Raw genomic sequence first — 16444 nt, 5'->3', positions numbered from 1 at the left:
GGCAGGCAACGAAATAGAGGGAGAGAGAAATGGCCACGGTAGAAATTCGCAATCTGCGTAAGAACTATGGAGTGTTGGAGGTGATCCACGGTGTCTCGATCGACATCGAGGACGGTGAGTTCGTGGCGCTGGTCGGCCCGTCCGGTTGCGGAAAATCCACGCTGCTGCGCATGATTGCCGGCCTGGAACACGTCACCAAGGGAGAGATCGCCATCGGCTCCCGGGTAGTCAACGACATCGAGCCGAAGAACAGGGACATCGCCATGGTGTTCCAAAATTATGCGCTCTATCCCCACATGACGGTCGCCAAGAACATGGCCTTTTCGCTGTGGCTGAACGGGGTTTCGAGGGGGGAGATCCAGAAACGGGTCGAGCGTGCTTCGCAGATTCTCGGGCTGGAAAGCCTGCTCGAGCGATATCCCCGCCAGCTCTCGGGCGGTCAGCGGCAGCGTGTCGCCATGGGACGGGCGATCGTCCGCGACCCCATGGTGTTCCTGTTCGACGAGCCGCTCTCCAACCTGGATGCCAAGCTGCGCGTGCAGATGCGCGCCGAGATCAAGGAGCTGCACCAGCGCCTAAAGACGACCACCGTCTACGTGACCCACGATCAAGTTGAGGCAATGACGTTGGCGGACCGCATCGTGGTCATGCAGGGCGGCGTCATAGAGCAGATTGGCTCGCCGATCGAACTCTATGACCATCCGAACTCGCTGTTCGTCGCTGGATTCATCGGCTCGCCGCCGATGAATTTCCTGAAGGGCACCGTGCAGGGCGGTGACCTGCCGAGTCTCATGACCAACGAGGGACTCGCGCTGAGGCTGCCTGACCATGTCAAGGGACTGGCACCCGGACGGGAGGTCGTCTTCGGCTTCCGGCCGCAGAATTTGACGCTCGATCCGGCGGGGATGCCCTGCGAGGTGATCATCGTCGAGCCCACCGGTTCCGAGACGCAGCTCAATGCGCGCGTCGGATCGTCGTCAATATCGGTATTGTTCCACGACCGGGTGCAGATCCGTCCCGGCGAGACGGTCAATCTCCTTCCGGATCTTGCCCGTGCCCATGTCTTCGACGGCAAAACGGGGCGCCGGATCGAATAGCGCCAACGCGGACGCGGGCCCATGTATCGCCATCAAATGGTTACGCATGTTCTTAAGTTCCCGATAGCCATGCTTTTGATTTGGATTTTAGCCTTCCTATCGAACATCGGCGCCAGATTGCAGCGTGCAATACTGACGGCCGTCAGGTCGCGTTCGGGCAGGGAGACGAAAACTGCGGCGACGGAGGTATTTGATAGGCTTCTGACGATGCTGGCGGTCGAGTCCAGGACAGCAAGGAAGCGCGTGGTGAGACTATGGTCGCGCTGGCGACGATGGTTGGCGCCATGACGCTTGCCCGTATGCGGCGGACCCGGACCTATCGGCGGAAATCCTGACCCGCGCGAAGAATCATCCGCATCGTGACGGCGAGGCCACCGACCAAACTTCCGCGCACTGATGTGTGGTCCATAAGGATGTCATGAGCTTATACCGTCCTTTATAGCGCATCATTACTGGACACATCCGCAGCCGTCTGATTCCTTCTCGCAGGTGGCCTGTCGCGTGCGACGGCGATCACGGCAATTGCCGGTTCGGCCCCGAGCCTTCGCATCTGATGGGCAATGTGTGCGGGAAAATATGCACAGTCGCCATTCTCCAAGATGGAGCTGCGATCCGGTGTCCGCATCTCCACCGTTCCAGTGATGACTAGGAACATTTCCTCACCGTCATGCTGCTGCCCGTTTTCCGATAGGTTCGGCGCCGACATGGAAGATGAACGCTTCCATAAGGCCGCCCTTCGGGGTCAACAGCTCGAAGCTGTGGGCATCGGGATCTTCCAACGAGTGGCTTCCGCCGGTGGCGCGGCTTACCCGCACGGTGTCGTCGGTCGTTGCGCGATCGTTTCTAAGAGCAAATCAATCGCGCCATTTGGCGTCCGCGCGGACGATCCTGCGGCAGAGTACTCCGATAGCGCCAACGACTATTCCGCGGGCTTTTCTTCCTCTGTCACGCGGTCAGTCTTCTTCAGCAAAACAAGGTCATCAGATGTCGTCTGATTGTCCGTCGCGACGCTCGCTGTGGTCATCTTTTTGTCGACGGCCGCGTTGTTCTTGGCGTGGTAGGCGCATTCGGCAAACGCCATTGGAGCGGATAGGCCAATGGCCGCCGCCATTATTAGAAGCATCCTCATGGTCTTCTCCTTCTGGCTCGCGGCAAATCCTAACCTACAATCCCCTAAGCTCGAAATCACAATTCCGTTCGGGGTGGCCGCTGCCGATGGCCGCCGGCAATCGTTTGCAGCCATCAGGTCGACGAGGGCGTCGCCCGTGTTAGGGGCCGTCTCCGGAAACTTCGGCGCGCGCGCCAAATCGTTGCCGGGTCCTATGAGCAACACTCGCGACCAATTCTGCACGATGCCGTAGTTACGCGTGTCCAAGCGCCCAATCACGGTCTCGTAGCCGGCGAATAGCTTTCGGACATCCGGCTTCGACGGCGTGTATGGCTCGGAATGCGGGCCGTTCGCGAACACCATCGCGGCCTTTAGTCATGTGTTTTCCAGAAAAAGATAAAGGCGCGCTGGCGGGCTGTAAGGTGGGGAGATTGGGGGGTGGATGGCGCTGAGAGAGTTTGTTACGCGCCGAAAACATCCTTGATGAGACAAGCCTAAAATGCGGGCTGTGCTGGTCGCCTAACGGGGGGAAGACAGCATGAAACCAGCGAACGACAACGAAAATCAACCGCCTATCGAAAGCCAATGGGCGAGTGCCGTGCTAGTGCTCACATGGCCGCTAGGCATTTTCGCCGTTGCACTCGGGTGCACATTTTTCGTGTAGCGGCTAGGCGGCAAGGTTCACGACGGTGTGGCGCGATCCAAGCGGATCGATCTTCTCGTCGATTTTGTCGTCTAGGCTCAAAGCCGCGTGATCCCTTTATCATCCAACCAATATCGCCACAGAGCCGTCCCGCAGGTGCGAGCGGAAACGCTGGGTCGGTGGATTTGGAATTCAAAAAGCTCGATCACGACGCTACGATAGACGTTGAGAGCTTGAGCGTTCGTGGCAAAGCAGGTGGCTTGGGCGGCCCAGGAGGACGCCGCGGACCGGCAGGCGCCGAAGGGTCGACTAGCAGGCTGTGTGGCGGCGCTGGCCGAAGTGGCTCACCGGGGCAGGAGGGCAGACAAGGAGCGTCGGGATCATTTGGGGCCAGTGGTTTAGCCGCTGGCATACAAGTGAAGACTTCCACGGAAAATTTTCTGGCAAACGGCAGATTTCAATTCCCCGTTCAACCCTGACCCGGCGCATGGCGCCGGTGTTGCCCTGCTGTGATGAGGCATCGTGAAATGATCCCAGTTACGTCGGCACGCTTATGCGATCTCGCTGATGACCGAGCTGGTGCAGCGGAACCTTCTGCGGACGTGCTCCGGTGGGTGATCGACACGAGCGGGGTGACAGGCAGACTGATGACATCGGGCCGGCCCATCATGATGAGCAACGAGATAGTTCATTACGCCGGTTGTTTCGACTTGCCGATCAGCCCTACGAGGCTTTTCCTAGCTTCTACCGCTGTGGGCTTTGCCAATGAGTTCTGCACGATGCCCACGGCCAAGATCGTACGTGAGATAGACAACCTCGTGGCCGGACAGGGCCGCATTCTCACGATTTGCTGCCAAACGACACTGTGATCTTCTCCGACCAAAGCTTGCGCCATGCCTGTTGATCGACTTGCTACTCAGTAGTATCGTATTGCCGATAAAGGAGCCAGACCTGATGTCCGTGAAAGCATCTGTATCCATTTCCGATCAACAGGACTCTTTTGCCCGCAAGCTTGTGGAAGACGGACGGTTTGCAAGCCTGAGTGCTGTTGTACAGCGTGGCCTTGAACTTGTTCGAGAAGAGACGGAGCTCAAGGACGCGGAACTCGCTGTGCTTAGGGCCTTGCTCGCTGATCGTCGCGCAGGTGAGTTTCTAACAATCAAGGAAAGCCAAAGCCGCATCGAAGAAATGCTTTCTGCAAAGAAAGCTGGCTATGGCCTATGAGATCGTGCGCTCCGCCGCGAGCGACCGCGATCTCGGCCTGATCCTCGATCATTTGGTCAATTCCTACGTCGCACTTGAAGATCCTTTGCCGGATGCTTTCGAACGTGCTGCACAACGCATCCGATCCATCGAAGCAGACATGCACGCCCTGGGGCGGGCACCGCATCAGGGAACCCTTCGGCCTGAACTCGGCCCAGGCTTGCGCCATGTCACAAAGAATCAGGCCGTGTTTTATTTCGACGTCGATGATAGCGACCGGCTCGTGCGCATCCTGGCGATCTTCTTCGGGGGGCAGGACCACACGCGTCATATGCTAATGCGTATGTCCTCACACGCCCCAGACACGACTAACGAGGTCGACCCGCCGCAGTGAGAGAAATCGACGCTGGGCTGGCCCTGATGGGGCGTCGCCTGTAGACCCCAGCGATTTCGCGCTGAGATCCGGCAATATAGACTGCGAGACCGCGTATTTGCCCGCCAGAATTGTTAAGGTCAAACAGTCTACCACTTTTGTTATCCTTGGAGGTGCGACTGCGGCGGTGGAATGGACGATCACGATCGCCTCGGATACATTTAGCGCGCTTGTGACGAAGCTGGCAATAATTTTAGATCCGCTCTTTCGCGGGCTCCCCATAGTGATGGAATTTCTATGACCGAAGAGGCAGCCCTGATCAGTGCGACGTTGTTATTGTTTGCGGCTGTGATCGTTCCATGGATCACCCGACGGTGGCCGCTCTGGGCAAGGGCGTCATGGCGTCTGGCCATCTTCATCATCCTGACATATCTGGTTTTTCGAGCCGTTGGCTCGCCGTTTGCTCCTGCGTTCGACCCTCAACGGCCGGGCGAGCGAATATGGCAGCAATTGATCGAGATCGGCTGGTGGCTCATGGCGGCCCAATGTGCGATCGGCCTTGCTCGCCTGTTCGTGGTGTTCGAGACAAAGCCGCGCGAGTCCCGCATCGTGTCCGATCTGCTGGCTGGGCTCATCCATCTGCTGACGTTGTTTGCCGTTATCAACTTCGTTTTTGCGGTGCCGATCGGTGGCCTTCTCGCCACATCCGGCGTCATCGCGATCGTACTGGGATTGGCACTTCAGAGTAGCCTTTCTGACGTCTTCTCAGGCATCGCTGTCGGCATCGAGCGTCCCTATAGTCCGGGTGACCTGGTCTGGGTGGAAGGCGGGATCGAGGGCCGGGTCATCCAGGTCAACTGGCGTTCCACGCACATCGCCACCATGAACCGGGACGTTGCCATCGTGCCGAACAGCGTCATGGCGAAAGCACGCCTCGTCAATCACAGCATGCCGACGACCGTTCGCGGGGTCTCGATCACCGTCCGGCTTGCTGCAAACGAGCTGCCGGATCGTTGCATGGCGGTGCTGACGGCGGCGGTCAAGACATGCATGTTGATGTCAGATACACCCCCGCCAAGCGTCGCCCGCACGGAATTACTGGGCGACGGGGTTGCCTATGACATCAGCTTCTCCATTCCCAGTGTTGAAGTGCTTGTTGCGGCCCGAACGGAACTGCTTGGACACGTCCAAACCCATTTGCGGCACGCAGGCATAGCGCTTGCCGTGCCCGGTGTGCCGATCCAGTCACGCTTGGAGATACCGAATGCCGCAACCCTTCTGAGGGAGTCGGACTGGTTCGGAGTACTCGCCGAGGCCGATCGAAATCTCTTGGCAGAGCATTTGATCGAGGTGTGGTTTGCGGCGGGTGACAAGCTGATGAAACAGGGCGATGACCCGCAGGTGCTCTTTGTTCTCGCCTCGGGTGCGGTCGAGATTTCCAGCGATACTCCTTCGTTGAGCAGAGTAATCTTCCGATTGGGTCCTGGAGGCAGCCTAGGCGCGATAGGCATGATCACGGGAACACCCTATGCCGCGACCGCGACCGCTCTGACGCCGGTGACCGCTTACTGCCTTGATAGGAAGGGCGTGAGTGATGCCATCGCTTCACGGCCGGATCTTGTAAAGAGCCTCGAGGTGCTGGCCCGTAGGGGACAGGAGATGCAGCGCAGAGATGTGGTTGCGCATCAAAGCGATCACCCTGACACGCCCGAACTGTTTCTGTCGAAGCTGCGTAGTTTCTTACGGAAGATATCGGAGAGTTCCGACAACGAAGACCATCGGCGAAATCACCGGCGCTAGCTCGCCGGGACGAACTGGAACACCGCGCCCTTGCGTTCGGCGAACCCGACACCGGGATAAGCCCAGTGATAGCCAAGCAGCTTCAGCTTTTCGGACGCAGCCCGTCCCAGAAACAACTATTAGAGATACGAGACGGTAAGCGGGCGAACAGGCCCGCTTGCCTGACAGGTCAGGCTTCGGCTGCCTTAGCCGCCATTGTCGCCTTGGCCCACCAGACTAGTTCGTCGAGCGCTGCTTTGGCCGTTGGCAGAAGGTTCGCTTCGATATCCGTTATCGGCTTCTTGCCGAAGGCCGGATGTATGGCCATGAAATCGCCGCCGCCGATATGGACGGCAGCACGCGTGGAAACCATCTGCAGTTCCACGCCGATTCCGCGCAGATGTTCGACCGCGCGCGTCGCACCGGTACCGCCATAGCCGATGACGGTGAATGGTTTGCGGATCCATTCCTTATAGGCCTGATCGAGCGCGTTCTTCAGAACGCCGGTGATCGAGTGATTATATTCCGCGACGACGAAGATATAGCCGTCATAGCGGGCGACAGTTTCCTGCCAGCGAATTGCTTCAACATTCTGGCTCGGCATCCACATGTTCGATGCCATCTCGTCGAAGAAGGGGAGCGGGTGATCGCGCAGGTCGATCAGCTCCACGTCGATATCATCACGTGCTTGGGCCTGTTTCAAAATCCATTGTGCCGGCGTGTCGGCAAATCTGGTCGGCCGAGTTGAGCCGATGATTACGGCGATGCGGGGTTTCAAACTCAAAGTGATCTCCTGTATGCTGGGTTTCCCACGGTAACCAGATTACGAAAGGTGCGCGTGGGCGCACAAGGAGGCACTTTGTTGAAACCAGATAACCACGAGGATACCGCCACCTGCGATCACATCAGCCGGATGCTGGCGCGGATCAGCGACAAGTGGAGCCTGCTGGTGGTGCGGGTGCTCGGACACGGGCCTCTTCGCTTCAACGCGCTGCGCCGCGAAGTCGGCGAGATCAGTCAGAAGGTGCTGGCATCGACGCTCAGGGAGCTTGAGGAGAATGGTTTCGTCTCGCGAACCGTGACGCCCGTCAATCCGCCGCAGGTCGAATATGCGCTGACAGATCTCGGTCGGGAGTTCCTGGACCCGGTTCGGGGGCTTGCGGAGTGGGTCGTCGCAAACTCGGCGCGCATGGATGCGGCGCGTGCGGCATACGCGCAGCGTCGCGCGCATGATTGACAAAGCGTCGAAGCGGCGGAGATTCGCAAACGGCATTTCGATGCGTGTAGGAGACAGCGAGACAACAACTAAAAGTAGCAGGCTTCCACGGTCCCCCCGATTGACCAGACTAGCTCGTGATCCTCTTTATCGTCGTCACCGATTTCCAGCTGACGTAATCGCCGATGAGGTTTGGCCCTATTTCCGGTTTCCGTTGAGCCTGCGTATGGTCGAAGATCTGTTGGGCGAACGCGGCATCATGGTGTCTCACCAGACCGTGAGACTTTGGGCGGAGAAATTCGCCAGGCATTTCGCCAATCAAATAAGGAGGCGATCAACCGGTAGGCTCGGCGACAAATGGCATCTCGACGAGGTCGTCATTGTTGCCCCAACCCCTAATCCGCCAACTGCGTCTGTCGTCATCCCGAAGTGATGGCCAGCATCCTTCGATTTATCATGTCACGGTGACTGAGATAGTTCCCGTGTCGCGGGATCCCCATGCTGAACCAAACACGATGTCGAGTTCTAACGCCCCAGGCTTGCGTGCAACAATTAAGAGGACGTTTGGCCCTCCGGCAGGAAGTAATGGTACCGAGGAGGACAGCACGCCAAGCGTAAGGGGCCCCACAACCTCGACCACCTCAACATCGCCACGCGCGAAGACTCCCGTGGCTTCTATACGAAGCACATCGCCGACGCGAAGGGTTGCTTCTCTTGGAAGCTCTTCAAGGGAAGCAATCTCAAAAAGAGCTCTGGGACGCGGCATGGACACCCTTATTCAGACAGGCACTAAGACATCTTCGTCCACCGACCAATCGTCGGTTTCCGTCACGGTGGGCGCGGGCATGTCTCGCGGTGCGCGCGGATAGATAAGACCACAGAATTCGTAGTCCGTTTCATCGATGTCGGTTCCCCCGACAATCGGCTCGCCATCGGTCGTAACGGATCCTGGCAGCTGATAGCACATAATTGAAAGCTGGTCAGCGCGCGTGCTTCCGGGAATCAGGCTCCTTTCGTCAATCGGCGTCAATATCTGTTCGTCGACAGTTTGTCGGTCCCAACCAAAGGTCCGGCTTGCATATGCATAGATTTTATCCCGATCAATCCTGGCGATGATGTCCCCACGCATATGCTCATGGGGGAAGCCAAGGGTATGGCCGGTCTCATGGCGAACCACCCGCTTATATTCGGTTTCTGGTGTGTTCATGGTGAAACCTTGCAGATTCATCGTCGGGCGATTTCTTGGAATGTGCAGTATGTCTGTGCCAAGATAGGACCAGTAGCCGCCTTGCCCACGGGATATCCTGACCTCTCCAACTCCTGTCGTTTCGACAAAAGAAATACAGCCGGTTCGAGTCCAGGCGTTCATGTGTGACAATATACGCCGTCTAAGATCGGGCGCCGCCGTCTCCATGAAGCTTACAGTCAATCGCCTCGGTCGAGGGCCCCAGTATTTGGATGTTAGCGCGGATATGTTTTCAGGCTTGGGATCAAATCCGAGCTCATGGGCAGATTTGCGCCAGTACGCTGGCGCGTTAACCGGATTGATAGTGCTTGCGGTCTTGGCTGCCTGATTGAGCAGTCTTCGCGGCAAACCCCTAGGCCCACCGCAAATAGGGCAGCCTTCTGCGGATTCCTGCTCATTGTGCTCGTGATGGTTCGTTGGGAATCCTTTGGTTACTTCAAGGGCAATCCTGCCAATTCCTTCAAGAGCCTCCAGAAGCTCCTGTTGTCGGGAATTGAGCGCCGCATCTTGTTCCTCGGTGGCTGCGCCCGTCAAAAACTTGGCTCTCGGGCGATCAAACATTGACCCGCGTTCGCTAGGCTCCTCAGGTCTCTTCCTCATCTCGAATCCTCCTCCAAAAGCATCGCTGACGCGACTGCGCCAACGCAGTCAATCGTTGCTTAGATTGCCGGTTGGAAACCGGCCGACGATTCAACTCTGATGTTATATGAGATGTTGCTAATGCCATTTAAATTTGCATCAAATCGCGGCAATTCGCAAGTGAAAATCCTATTTCCAGAACCATGGAACGGACGCGGGTCGGGGCGAAAGGGCTTATCCCGTTTGCGCAGGTGTTGATCACATCTCGTGTTCAGTCATGACAGGTTCCGCTGATGGCGACAGCTTGTTTCCAAGACACTGGGAGACGGATCGTCTGCCATCGGAATTGATCGTGTGGGCGCAGGCTCTGCACAAGGCGTTTCCCGATATCAAAGGCCTTATTTGGACATCGCGCCAGTGCGGTCCGGAGAGCTGCCTTGTCCTTTTTGGAGATCGTGTCCGAGAGAGCGACTTCGATGTTTTGGATTGTATCGATGTTGCCACAAATCCCAATCTTCTTTTGGAGTTGAGAGGCTATGGTAAGCGCGCGGGAATCACGATTATCTGAGCATCGCTTTCGAGCCGGCGGCCTTCAATCTTTTTCCGAAGGTCCGGCAACTGCGCGGAAGCGGCGGCACTGATATATGGGTGTGAATCAGCATCGACCGCTGACCCCTGAACCGACTGCCATTTCGTACATGAGCTTGCTGGCAAATTCATAACATGGGTGTGGTCATCATCGGCGCCAATCTTGATGTCACCCAATTACCATTTTCTGGTATGTACATCAAAGCCTTACGCTCTTGTCACGAGGTATCAGCCTTCGGTGCCGGTTCACAGCCGGCCATACCGGACTGGAAAGGTAGTTGATGTTTGGAGAGCAAGATGAGCGTATTTGAAACGGCGGTAGAGGCAACCAGCTCTGTTCTGACAAGCCGCTTTCCTGGCTATTCGTTTGCTTTTGCCTCCGGGTCGATCATACGTGGGGAGGGGACGAAAGGCTCTGACATCGACCTTGTCACGGTCTTTGACCGGCTTGAAACGGCTTGGCGCGAGACATTCTATTCCACCCGAACCTTATAGGGGGCGCAGCTTTCTCCGACGACGAGTGAAGGCTGGAAGACCACGTTGCGTGCCTCGATGCTCGGACCGCGATTGATCCGGTCTACCAGCAAGCGCAGAGCTTCATTGGTCATATCGATTACTGGATGCTCCGTGCGCGTAAGGCGCGGACGCAATCCTCCGATGCCCGGGATCGTGTCGGTTGAAGCAATCGAGACGTCATCGGGACATTTGAGCCCTAGATCGACCAGAGCCCGCATGACGCCGAGCGCCATGACCCCATTGGCAATGTAAATTGCGGTTGGCGGCTCGGGTTGGGTCAGGAGTTCGCGAGCGACGGAATAGGCGGTATCCTCGCGGAACTCACCTGCGCGGACATGATTGGCCGCAGGTGCAAGCCCGCGCGCCCGCATCGCCTCCAGCATGCCATCGAGACGGCCGCGACCTGTCGTCAGGTGGAGGGGACCCGTAATGGTGCCGATGCGGGTATGCCCAAGATCCATCAGATAGTTGGTCACCTGCCGGGCGGCCGAGACATTGTCTATGGTGATCGTATCGGTCTTCTGCCCCTCGACGGTGCGGCCAAACAGAACGGTCGGGATCGGCTCGCCTTCGCTGCCGCGCTGCGGCTGTGTGGAGATGACGTCGACGGGAACAAGAATGATCCCGTCACAGGAGAGCGCACGAATCCGGGCAAGGATGCGGCGTTCGTTCTCCGGCTTCTCGTCGCTGTTGAATAGCACAAGCGAATAACCCCAGGCGGCAACCGCCGCTTCCGCCGCCCAGACCAACCGGGCAAAGAAGGGATTGGCAAGGTCGGCGACCACAAGCGCGATGAGCTGGCTGCGCCCACGCTTCAGGCTGCGCGCTGCTTGCGAGGGCGCATAGTTAAGCTCATTGATCGCAGCGAGCACCCGGGCGCGCAGCTCCGGGCTGACATAGGCGGAATCGTTGACGACGGCAGAGACCGTCGCTGTCGAAACCTGCGCGTGGTTTGCCACATCCCTAATAGTCGCCATTCGCCACCCGAAGCATTGTAACTAATCGTTTCGCTAACAACGCTGTGGCAATTTGACGTATTTGTCCAGACGAAATTGAGAAAATGCTTGCACCGTCAACGGAAATCGAGAATGCTAGCAAAACGGTTAGCTGGTGTTTGGCAAACAAAAGCCGGCTGAATGGGAGGGAGAACACTATGAAATTCGTTGGTTTTGGTCTTCTGATCGCCGCCGCGGCGATGGCCGGATTGCCGGCGCATGCAGCGGACAAGCCGCTGATCGGTCTCGTTTCGATCGCCGCGACCGAAGCGAACAATGTTCGCTATATCAATGGCGCCAAGAAGGCGGCCGAAGAGCTTGGCTATGACGTTTCCGTTGTGGATGCCGCCGGCAGTGCCGACCAGGCAAACGCCGCGATCCAGAATTTTGCGCAGCGCGGCGCCTTCGCGATCGCCGATCTCGTCTTTCCTGCCTCGTCGATCGGCGCCGGTCTCGACGCCGCGAAGCAGGCGAATATCCCCGTCGTTACCTGGGGCGGCGGCCTGGGCCTGAGCGTGGCTGCGACCAACGGCTCCGGCGCCCCCATCGCCGAGCCTGTCATCCAGAAGATGATCGACGACATGGGTGGCAAGGGCGAGCTTCTGGCGCTGACCTATCGCACCGGCGAGGTCTGCCGCAATCGCGAAGCGCTTATGGACCAGGTGCTGCAGAAATATCCCGATATCAAGGTTACGAAGAATGAAGTGCGCATCCCTGGATATTTCGAGGATGGTGCGCAATATGCGAACGCCTGGCTGGCATCGCATCCGCCCGGCGACGGCAAGCTCGCGATCTGGGGCTGCTGGGACGATCCCGCGATTGGCGCGATCGGCTCGCTTCGCTCGCAGAGCCGCGACGACGTGGCCGTCTACGGCGTCAACGGCAATGCGCAGGCGATCGAGAACATCAAGAACGGTCACATGACCGCGACCGCCTGGGAAGACAGCTACACCGAAGGCTACAATATGATTAAGCTGCTGGCAGACATCAAAAAGGCCGGCGCGGACTGGAAGCCGAAGGCTGTGGAAGTGCCTGCCGTTCTGATCACCAAGGATACGGTTGCGGACTTCCTCAAGCAGCATCCGGATGCGGTTCAGTAATCCGGCTTGCAACAGGGATCGGAAGAGAAGCGATGCTTGCGTCCAATCCGGAGAAGGGGGCGTCCTTAACGCCTCCGTTTCTCGTTGCCCGTGGCGTCCGGAAAGCCTACGGCGGCGCTCAGGCGTTGAAGGGCGTGTCACTGACGCTTCGTGCCGGCGAGATACACGGGCTGGTCGGCGCCAATGGCGCCGGCAAATCGACCCTGATCAAGGTGCTGGCGGGTCTGACCCACCCCGACGCTGGCGAAGTCCTGATCGACGGCAATCCGGTGACGATCGCCAATCCCGCGACTGCGACCGATCTCGGCATGAACTTCATCCATCAGGAACTCGCCTTCATTCCCGGCATGACCGTTCTGGAGAACATCATGCTGGGGCTGCCAAAGAAGACGCGATTCGGCTTTGTTGACTGGAAACAGATAGCCCGCGATGTCGAGCCGGTCGCCCGGCGCGTCGGCATCACCGCGCCACTGAATGCAGAAGTGAAGGATCTCTCGACGGCGGAGAATTGGCTGATCAACATCTGCCGGGCGCTGATGCGCAAGGCCCGGCTGATCGTCATGGACGAGCCGACGGCCTCGCTTTCGGCGGCCGAAAGCGAAAAGCTCTTCAAGATCATCGAGGACCTTCGCGATTCGGGTGTGGCAATCCTCTACGTCTCGCACCGGCTTGATGAGATTCTCAGGCTCTGCGCCAGCGTAACGGTTTTTCGCGACGGCAATTTCGTCGCCGTCATCGACAAGCCGGATCTCACACGCGCGAGCCTTGTCGAGGCGATTGTCGGCGGCGCGGTCGAAAAGCTCAGCCACGACAAGGACTATGTGCGGAGGGAAGCGGTTCTGTCCGTCGCGGGACTGACCCGCCTGCCGAAAGTGGCCGATGTGTCCTTCGACCTGCATCGCGGCGAGGTGCTCGGCATCGGTGGCCTCGTCGGCGCCGGCCGCACGGAGCTCATCCGCCTGATCTATGGTGCCGACCGCGCCGATTCCGGCGTGATGACGCTGGAGGGAAAAGCCTTTCTTCCGAAGACGCCGGCACAAGCGGTCAAGGCTGGGCTGGGGCTGGTGCCGGAAGAGCGCCGCGCCGACGGCTTGCTCTTGACCAAGAGCGTTGCCTTTAATCTGCAACTCGCGAACCTGGTGAACATCATCCGCAGCCCCGCGCTGCCGTTGATCGACTATCACCGCCGCGAGAATCTTTCGGCGCAGATCGTGCGCGATCTCTCCGTCAAGACGCAGTCGATCGAAACGCCCGTCGGCCTGCTCTCCGGCGGCAACCAGCAAAAGGTGGTGATCGGCCGCTGGCTGCTGCGCCAGCCGAAGATCCTTGTTCTCGACGAACCGACGCGCGGCGTCGACATCGGCGCGCGCGCCGACATCCATCGGTTGATCCGCAATCTTGCCGCACGCGGTATGGCGGTCATCGTCGTCTCGTCCGAGCCCGACGAACTGCCGGACCTCTGCGACCGCGTCCTTGTCATGGCGGAGGGCCAGATCGTCCGCGAACTTATTGGCGCGGGCATCACGCGCAATGCGATCGTTGAGGCGAGCTATGCCTTCGGCGATACGGAAAGGAACTGACATGAGCGACGTCGCGGTTTCGACACGCAGTCTTTCGCCGGGCGCAAGGCGCGCCCTTGGCGCTTTTGCGCGCTATGCGACGATCATCGGTCTGGTGGCGATGATCGTCGCCTTCTCCATTCTGTCGCCGCGGGCCTTTCCAACACTCTACAACTTCACCAATGTCCTCAACCAGACATCGCTCGCGATGATCATCGCCGGTGGACTGACGCTCGCCGTCATCGTCGGCGAACTCGACCTGTCCATCGGTTTCGGCGCCTCGCTGCACGGCGTCCTGGTGACGGGCCTGATCGTTTCAAACAAGCTGCCGATTGCCGTGGCGATCCTGATCGTGGTGCTGCTCGGCGGTCTGATCGGCCTCGTTAACGGCCTGATCGTCACCAAGGTCAAGGTCAACTCTGTCATCGCGACGCTCGGTGTCGGCACGATCCTGACGGGCCTTTCCTTCGCCTATTCGGCGGGCGTGCCGATCACCGCCGGCGTGCCGGAGTCATTTCTGCAGGTCTCGCTCGGCCGTTGGCTGTTAGGCATTCCCAACAACATCGTCATCATGATCGTGGTGCTCGGTGCGCTCTGGATTTTAGTGGAACGGACCGCGCTTGGGCAGGAGATCCAGGCCGTGGGCGGCAACCCTTCGGCGGCGCGGCTCGCCGGCATCAATGTCGACCGCATCAAAATCCTCGGCTTCGTCATCTCGGGCATGTGCGCGGCGCTGACCGGCATCCTGCTTGCCTCGCGGCTCGGCAGCGGCACGACGAGCGCCGCCGACCCCTATCTTCTGACGGCCTTCGCCGCCGTCTTCCTCGGATCGGCGACACTGCGCGACGGCGAGTTCCATGTCTTCGGAACCTTCATCGGGGCGCTGATCATCGCCTTCGGCTTTAACGGCCTCAATATCTTCGGCGCGCCGACCTATTCGCAATATATCTTCCAGGGCGCCATTCTCATCATCGCCGTCGGGCTTTCGAGCCTCGGCCGCATCCTGTCACAGCGTTAGGAGACTGCTATGTCGAACAACTGGGAGGTCCATGTCATCGAATTCGCGCGGTCAAAGGACCAGCCGCTGATCGACCTCGTCAACGGCGCGTCGCCATCAAAAGTGCTCGACCTGCCTTTTGGCTTCGTGCTCGCCCAAAACGGCGAGAAGAACGTGCTGATCGATACCGGCTTTCTCAACGAAGGCACCGGCGCGGAGTTTTCGAAGAAATTCGGAATTCCGTACTGGATCTCGCCGGTGCGGATGCTTGAGGAACTGGGCGTCAAGGCCGACGACGTCACCGACATCGTCCTCAGCCACGCCCATTTCGACCATATGGGCTCGATTTCAGCCTTCACCAAGGCGCGGATCTTCATTCAAAAGCGTGAATGGCTTTCCTGGAATGAGGCGATGGCGTTGCCGCCACAATACGGCTTCCTGACGGCCATTATCAATCCAGACAACATGCGCTCGGCCTTTGACGCGGCTGTCGAACACCGCTTGATGCTGGTCGATGGCGACAAGGACAACGTCCTGCCGGGGATCCATGTCCGCCTCGGCGAAGGCCACACGCTCGGCCAGCAATTCGTGATCGTCGAAACCGCGCGCGGACGATTGCTGGCAGCGGGGGATTGCATCTATTCGAAGCTCAACCTGACTGGCCACAAACACGATGGGGTCTTCGCCCCGCTCAACAATGGGATCGGCAGTATCTGGAAGCAGTTGGAGACGATGGACCGCATCAACGAGGAGATTGATGGCGATATGTCCCGATTGATCATGATGCACGATAATGATCGCTGGGCGCATCTGCCGCTCGTCAAGGAAATCGAAGGCTTCAGGATCGTCAAGGCGTCCTAACCCTCGACGGGCGGTTCCGCGATGCGGTGACAGCTGCAACTTACGCATATCACCCGGCCGGCGGTTCATATGGTTGGTTCGCGGCGGCCGTCCACAGGATGTCGATCACACAAGTGCGGCGATGCGCGAACACATGGGCGGAAGAAGTCGCACAAAACGTTGCGGCGTTATCGATTGCAAACAGTCACCAGGACATCGCGGTGAATCCAATCATGTCCGAGCCGAGTATGGGGCCGTAGCTGAAGTCGGCGCTTCCCCCAAACCACAGCATCTCAGCTCTCCCCGCGAGGCGACCAAAGCTTTGGCGAACGCAATTGACGGGGCCAAGGACAGTATTGCCATCGTTATCTTGAGGCCCGCTCTATCCGATTGCTGTGCTCATTGAGCCGGCGCCGGCGATGCATCCGCAAGCTAGATATTCGCAAAGACCTCAGAAATGACGGAAAATTTCACGGCCTGCCACCGTCTATAGTCGAGCACCAGCTTCGTCGAAATCCAGCAGTCTCCGCTCTTTTTGGCGGCCTCCCATCCCAGTAGCCCCTTAGACTGCGCAGCCGTCAGCAATCTGCCGGCATGGCTGCGGG

Annotated in this window: 15 protein-coding genes and 3 pseudogenes; 11 read left to right on the top strand and 7 right to left on the bottom strand. The window is 58.7% G+C overall.

The annotated features are described in order from the left end of the window. The first annotated feature begins 29 nt into the window (after nucleotides 1-29). On the top strand, nucleotides 30-1097 hold the full coding sequence (locus FHT86_RS30505; RefSeq protein ID WP_133710981.1) for an ABC transporter ATP-binding protein: 1068 nt from the start codon (nucleotides 30-32) through the stop codon (nucleotides 1095-1097). 436 nt (nucleotides 1098-1533) lie between these two features. On the opposite strand, the gene FHT86_RS38970 is transcribed toward FHT86_RS30505, so the two are convergent. Together FHT86_RS38970 and FHT86_RS38250 are read right to left on the bottom strand one after the other, a co-directional pair. Next, entirely contained in the window at nucleotides 1534-1722 is a 189-nt protein-coding gene (locus FHT86_RS38970; RefSeq protein WP_409527634.1) for a hypothetical protein, read from the bottom strand. 294 nt (nucleotides 1723-2016) lie between these two features. Then, nucleotides 2017-2568: a hypothetical protein gene (locus FHT86_RS38250; RefSeq protein ID WP_246779736.1), complete on the bottom strand. Its 552-nt coding sequence runs from the start codon at nucleotides 2566-2568 to the stop codon at nucleotides 2017-2019. 1234 nt (nucleotides 2569-3802) lie between these two features. Between FHT86_RS38250 and FHT86_RS30490 the strand changes: the two genes are divergently transcribed. From FHT86_RS30490 to FHT86_RS30480, 3 genes are all read left to right on the top strand, one after another. Further along, the gene (locus tag FHT86_RS30490) at nucleotides 3803-4072 is read left to right on the top strand and encodes a type II toxin-antitoxin system ParD family antitoxin (protein ID WP_133710983.1); all 270 of its coding nucleotides are present in this window, start codon (nucleotides 3803-3805) and stop codon (nucleotides 4070-4072) included. Further along, nucleotides 4062-4445, top strand: coding sequence for a type II toxin-antitoxin system RelE/ParE family toxin (locus FHT86_RS30485; RefSeq protein ID WP_133710984.1), 384 nt, complete (start codon nucleotides 4062-4064; stop codon nucleotides 4443-4445). Before FHT86_RS30490 ends, FHT86_RS30485 begins: the two co-directional genes overlap by 11 nt. Nucleotides 4446-4721: 276 nt before the next feature. Continuing rightward, on the top strand, nucleotides 4722-6224 hold the full coding sequence (locus FHT86_RS30480) for a mechanosensitive ion channel family protein (RefSeq protein ID WP_133710985.1): 1503 nt from the start codon (nucleotides 4722-4724) through the stop codon (nucleotides 6222-6224). Here the strand turns inward: FHT86_RS30480 and FHT86_RS38245 are convergent. Both FHT86_RS38245 and FHT86_RS30475 read right to left on the bottom strand, forming a co-directional pair. Continuing rightward, nucleotides 6221-6340 (bottom strand): annotated as a pseudogene (locus tag FHT86_RS38245) (MBL fold metallo-hydrolase); the annotation flags it as partial. The gene FHT86_RS30480 and the pseudogene FHT86_RS38245 sit on opposite strands and share 4 nt — an antisense overlap. 53 nt (nucleotides 6341-6393) lie before the next feature. After that, on the bottom strand, nucleotides 6394-6987 hold the full coding sequence (locus tag FHT86_RS30475) for an NADPH-dependent FMN reductase (protein ID WP_133710986.1): 594 nt from the start codon (nucleotides 6985-6987) through the stop codon (nucleotides 6394-6396). Between the two features lie 78 nt (nucleotides 6988-7065). Between FHT86_RS30475 and FHT86_RS30470 the strand changes: the two genes are divergently transcribed. Both FHT86_RS30470 and FHT86_RS38240 read left to right on the top strand, forming a co-directional pair. Further along, on the top strand, nucleotides 7066-7440 hold the full coding sequence (locus FHT86_RS30470; protein WP_133710987.1) for a winged helix-turn-helix transcriptional regulator: 375 nt from the start codon (nucleotides 7066-7068) through the stop codon (nucleotides 7438-7440). Nucleotides 7441-7540: 100 nt separating this feature from the next. After that, nucleotides 7541-7801 (top strand): annotated as a pseudogene (locus FHT86_RS38240) (IS6 family transposase); the annotation flags it as partial. A 396-nt stretch (nucleotides 7802-8197) separates the two neighbouring features. Here the strand turns inward: FHT86_RS38240 and FHT86_RS30465 are convergent. Both FHT86_RS30465 and FHT86_RS30460 read right to left on the bottom strand, forming a co-directional pair. Beyond that, complete coding sequence (locus FHT86_RS30465; protein ID WP_133710988.1) at nucleotides 8198-9226, bottom strand: M12 family metallopeptidase; 1029 nt, start codon at nucleotides 9224-9226, stop codon at nucleotides 8198-8200. Between the two features lie 552 nt (nucleotides 9227-9778). Then, nucleotides 9779-10009, bottom strand: a complete 231-nt coding sequence (locus FHT86_RS30460; protein WP_166656991.1) for a hypothetical protein — start codon at nucleotides 10007-10009, stop codon at nucleotides 9779-9781. 120 nt (nucleotides 10010-10129) lie between these two features. Here FHT86_RS30460 and FHT86_RS30455 point away from each other — a divergent pair. After that, nucleotides 10130-10306 (top strand): annotated as a pseudogene (locus tag FHT86_RS30455) (nucleotidyltransferase domain-containing protein); the annotation flags it as partial. Here FHT86_RS30455 and FHT86_RS30450 read toward each other — a convergent pair. Beyond that, complete coding sequence (locus FHT86_RS30450) at nucleotides 10306-11325, bottom strand: LacI family DNA-binding transcriptional regulator (RefSeq protein ID WP_133710989.1); 1020 nt, start codon at nucleotides 11323-11325, stop codon at nucleotides 10306-10308. The pseudogene FHT86_RS30455 and the gene FHT86_RS30450 overlap by 1 nt on opposite strands. A 176-nt stretch (nucleotides 11326-11501) precedes the next feature. Here FHT86_RS30450 and FHT86_RS30445 point away from each other — a divergent pair, with 176 nt between their 5' ends. From FHT86_RS30445 to FHT86_RS30430, 4 genes are read left to right on the top strand one after another with little or no spacing between them, the layout of a single operon-like run. After that, nucleotides 11502-12443: a sugar ABC transporter substrate-binding protein gene (locus FHT86_RS30445; protein ID WP_133710990.1), complete on the top strand. Its 942-nt coding sequence runs from the start codon at nucleotides 11502-11504 to the stop codon at nucleotides 12441-12443. Nucleotides 12444-12475: 32 nt separating this feature from the next. Further along, entirely contained in the window at nucleotides 12476-14023 is a 1548-nt protein-coding gene (locus FHT86_RS30440; RefSeq protein ID WP_133710991.1) for a sugar ABC transporter ATP-binding protein, read from the top strand. Nucleotide 14024: 1 nt separating this feature from the next. Then, complete coding sequence (locus FHT86_RS30435; protein ID WP_133710992.1) at nucleotides 14025-15020, top strand: ABC transporter permease; 996 nt, start codon at nucleotides 14025-14027, stop codon at nucleotides 15018-15020. Between the two features lie 9 nt (nucleotides 15021-15029). Further along, entirely contained in the window at nucleotides 15030-15860 is an 831-nt protein-coding gene (locus FHT86_RS30430) for an N-acyl homoserine lactonase family protein (protein ID WP_133710993.1), read from the top strand. The last annotated feature ends 584 nt before the right edge of the window (nucleotides 15861-16444 follow it).

Origin of the sequence: Rhizobium sp. BK313, from assembly GCF_014193655.1 — a bacterium.
In the GTDB taxonomy this organism is placed as follows: domain Bacteria; phylum Pseudomonadota; class Alphaproteobacteria; order Rhizobiales; family Rhizobiaceae; genus Rhizobium.
Note: the sequence above shows the minus strand (reverse complement) of the source record. Positions and strands in the feature narration are given on the sequence as shown.

Excerpts from the sequence above, each read along its gene's own strand:
- FHT86_RS30505 (WP_133710981.1), top strand. The coding sequence starts at position 30 with ATGGCCACGGTAGAAATTCGCAATCTGCGTAAGAACTATGGAGTGTTG.
- FHT86_RS38970 (WP_409527634.1), bottom strand. The coding sequence starts at position 1,722 with ATGCGGACACCGGATCGCAGCTCCATCTTGGAGAATGGCGACTGTGCA.
- FHT86_RS38250 (WP_246779736.1), bottom strand. The coding sequence starts at position 2,568 with ATGGTGTTCGCGAACGGCCCGCATTCCGAGCCATACACGCCGTCGAAG.
- FHT86_RS30490 (WP_133710983.1), top strand. The coding sequence starts at position 3,803 with ATGTCCGTGAAAGCATCTGTATCCATTTCCGATCAACAGGACTCTTTT.
- FHT86_RS30485 (WP_133710984.1), top strand. The coding sequence starts at position 4,062 with ATGGCCTATGAGATCGTGCGCTCCGCCGCGAGCGACCGCGATCTCGGC.
- FHT86_RS30480 (WP_133710985.1), top strand. The coding sequence starts at position 4,722 with ATGACCGAAGAGGCAGCCCTGATCAGTGCGACGTTGTTATTGTTTGCG.
- FHT86_RS30465 (WP_133710988.1), bottom strand. The coding sequence starts at position 9,226 with ATGTTTGATCGCCCGAGAGCCAAGTTTTTGACGGGCGCAGCCACCGAG.
- FHT86_RS30450 (WP_133710989.1), bottom strand. The coding sequence starts at position 11,325 with ATGGCGACTATTAGGGATGTGGCAAACCACGCGCAGGTTTCGACAGCG.
- FHT86_RS30445 (WP_133710990.1), top strand. The coding sequence starts at position 11,502 with ATGAAATTCGTTGGTTTTGGTCTTCTGATCGCCGCCGCGGCGATGGCC.
- FHT86_RS30440 (WP_133710991.1), top strand. The coding sequence starts at position 12,476 with ATGCTTGCGTCCAATCCGGAGAAGGGGGCGTCCTTAACGCCTCCGTTT.
- FHT86_RS30435 (WP_133710992.1), top strand. The coding sequence starts at position 14,025 with ATGAGCGACGTCGCGGTTTCGACACGCAGTCTTTCGCCGGGCGCAAGG.
- FHT86_RS30430 (WP_133710993.1), top strand. The coding sequence starts at position 15,030 with ATGTCGAACAACTGGGAGGTCCATGTCATCGAATTCGCGCGGTCAAAG.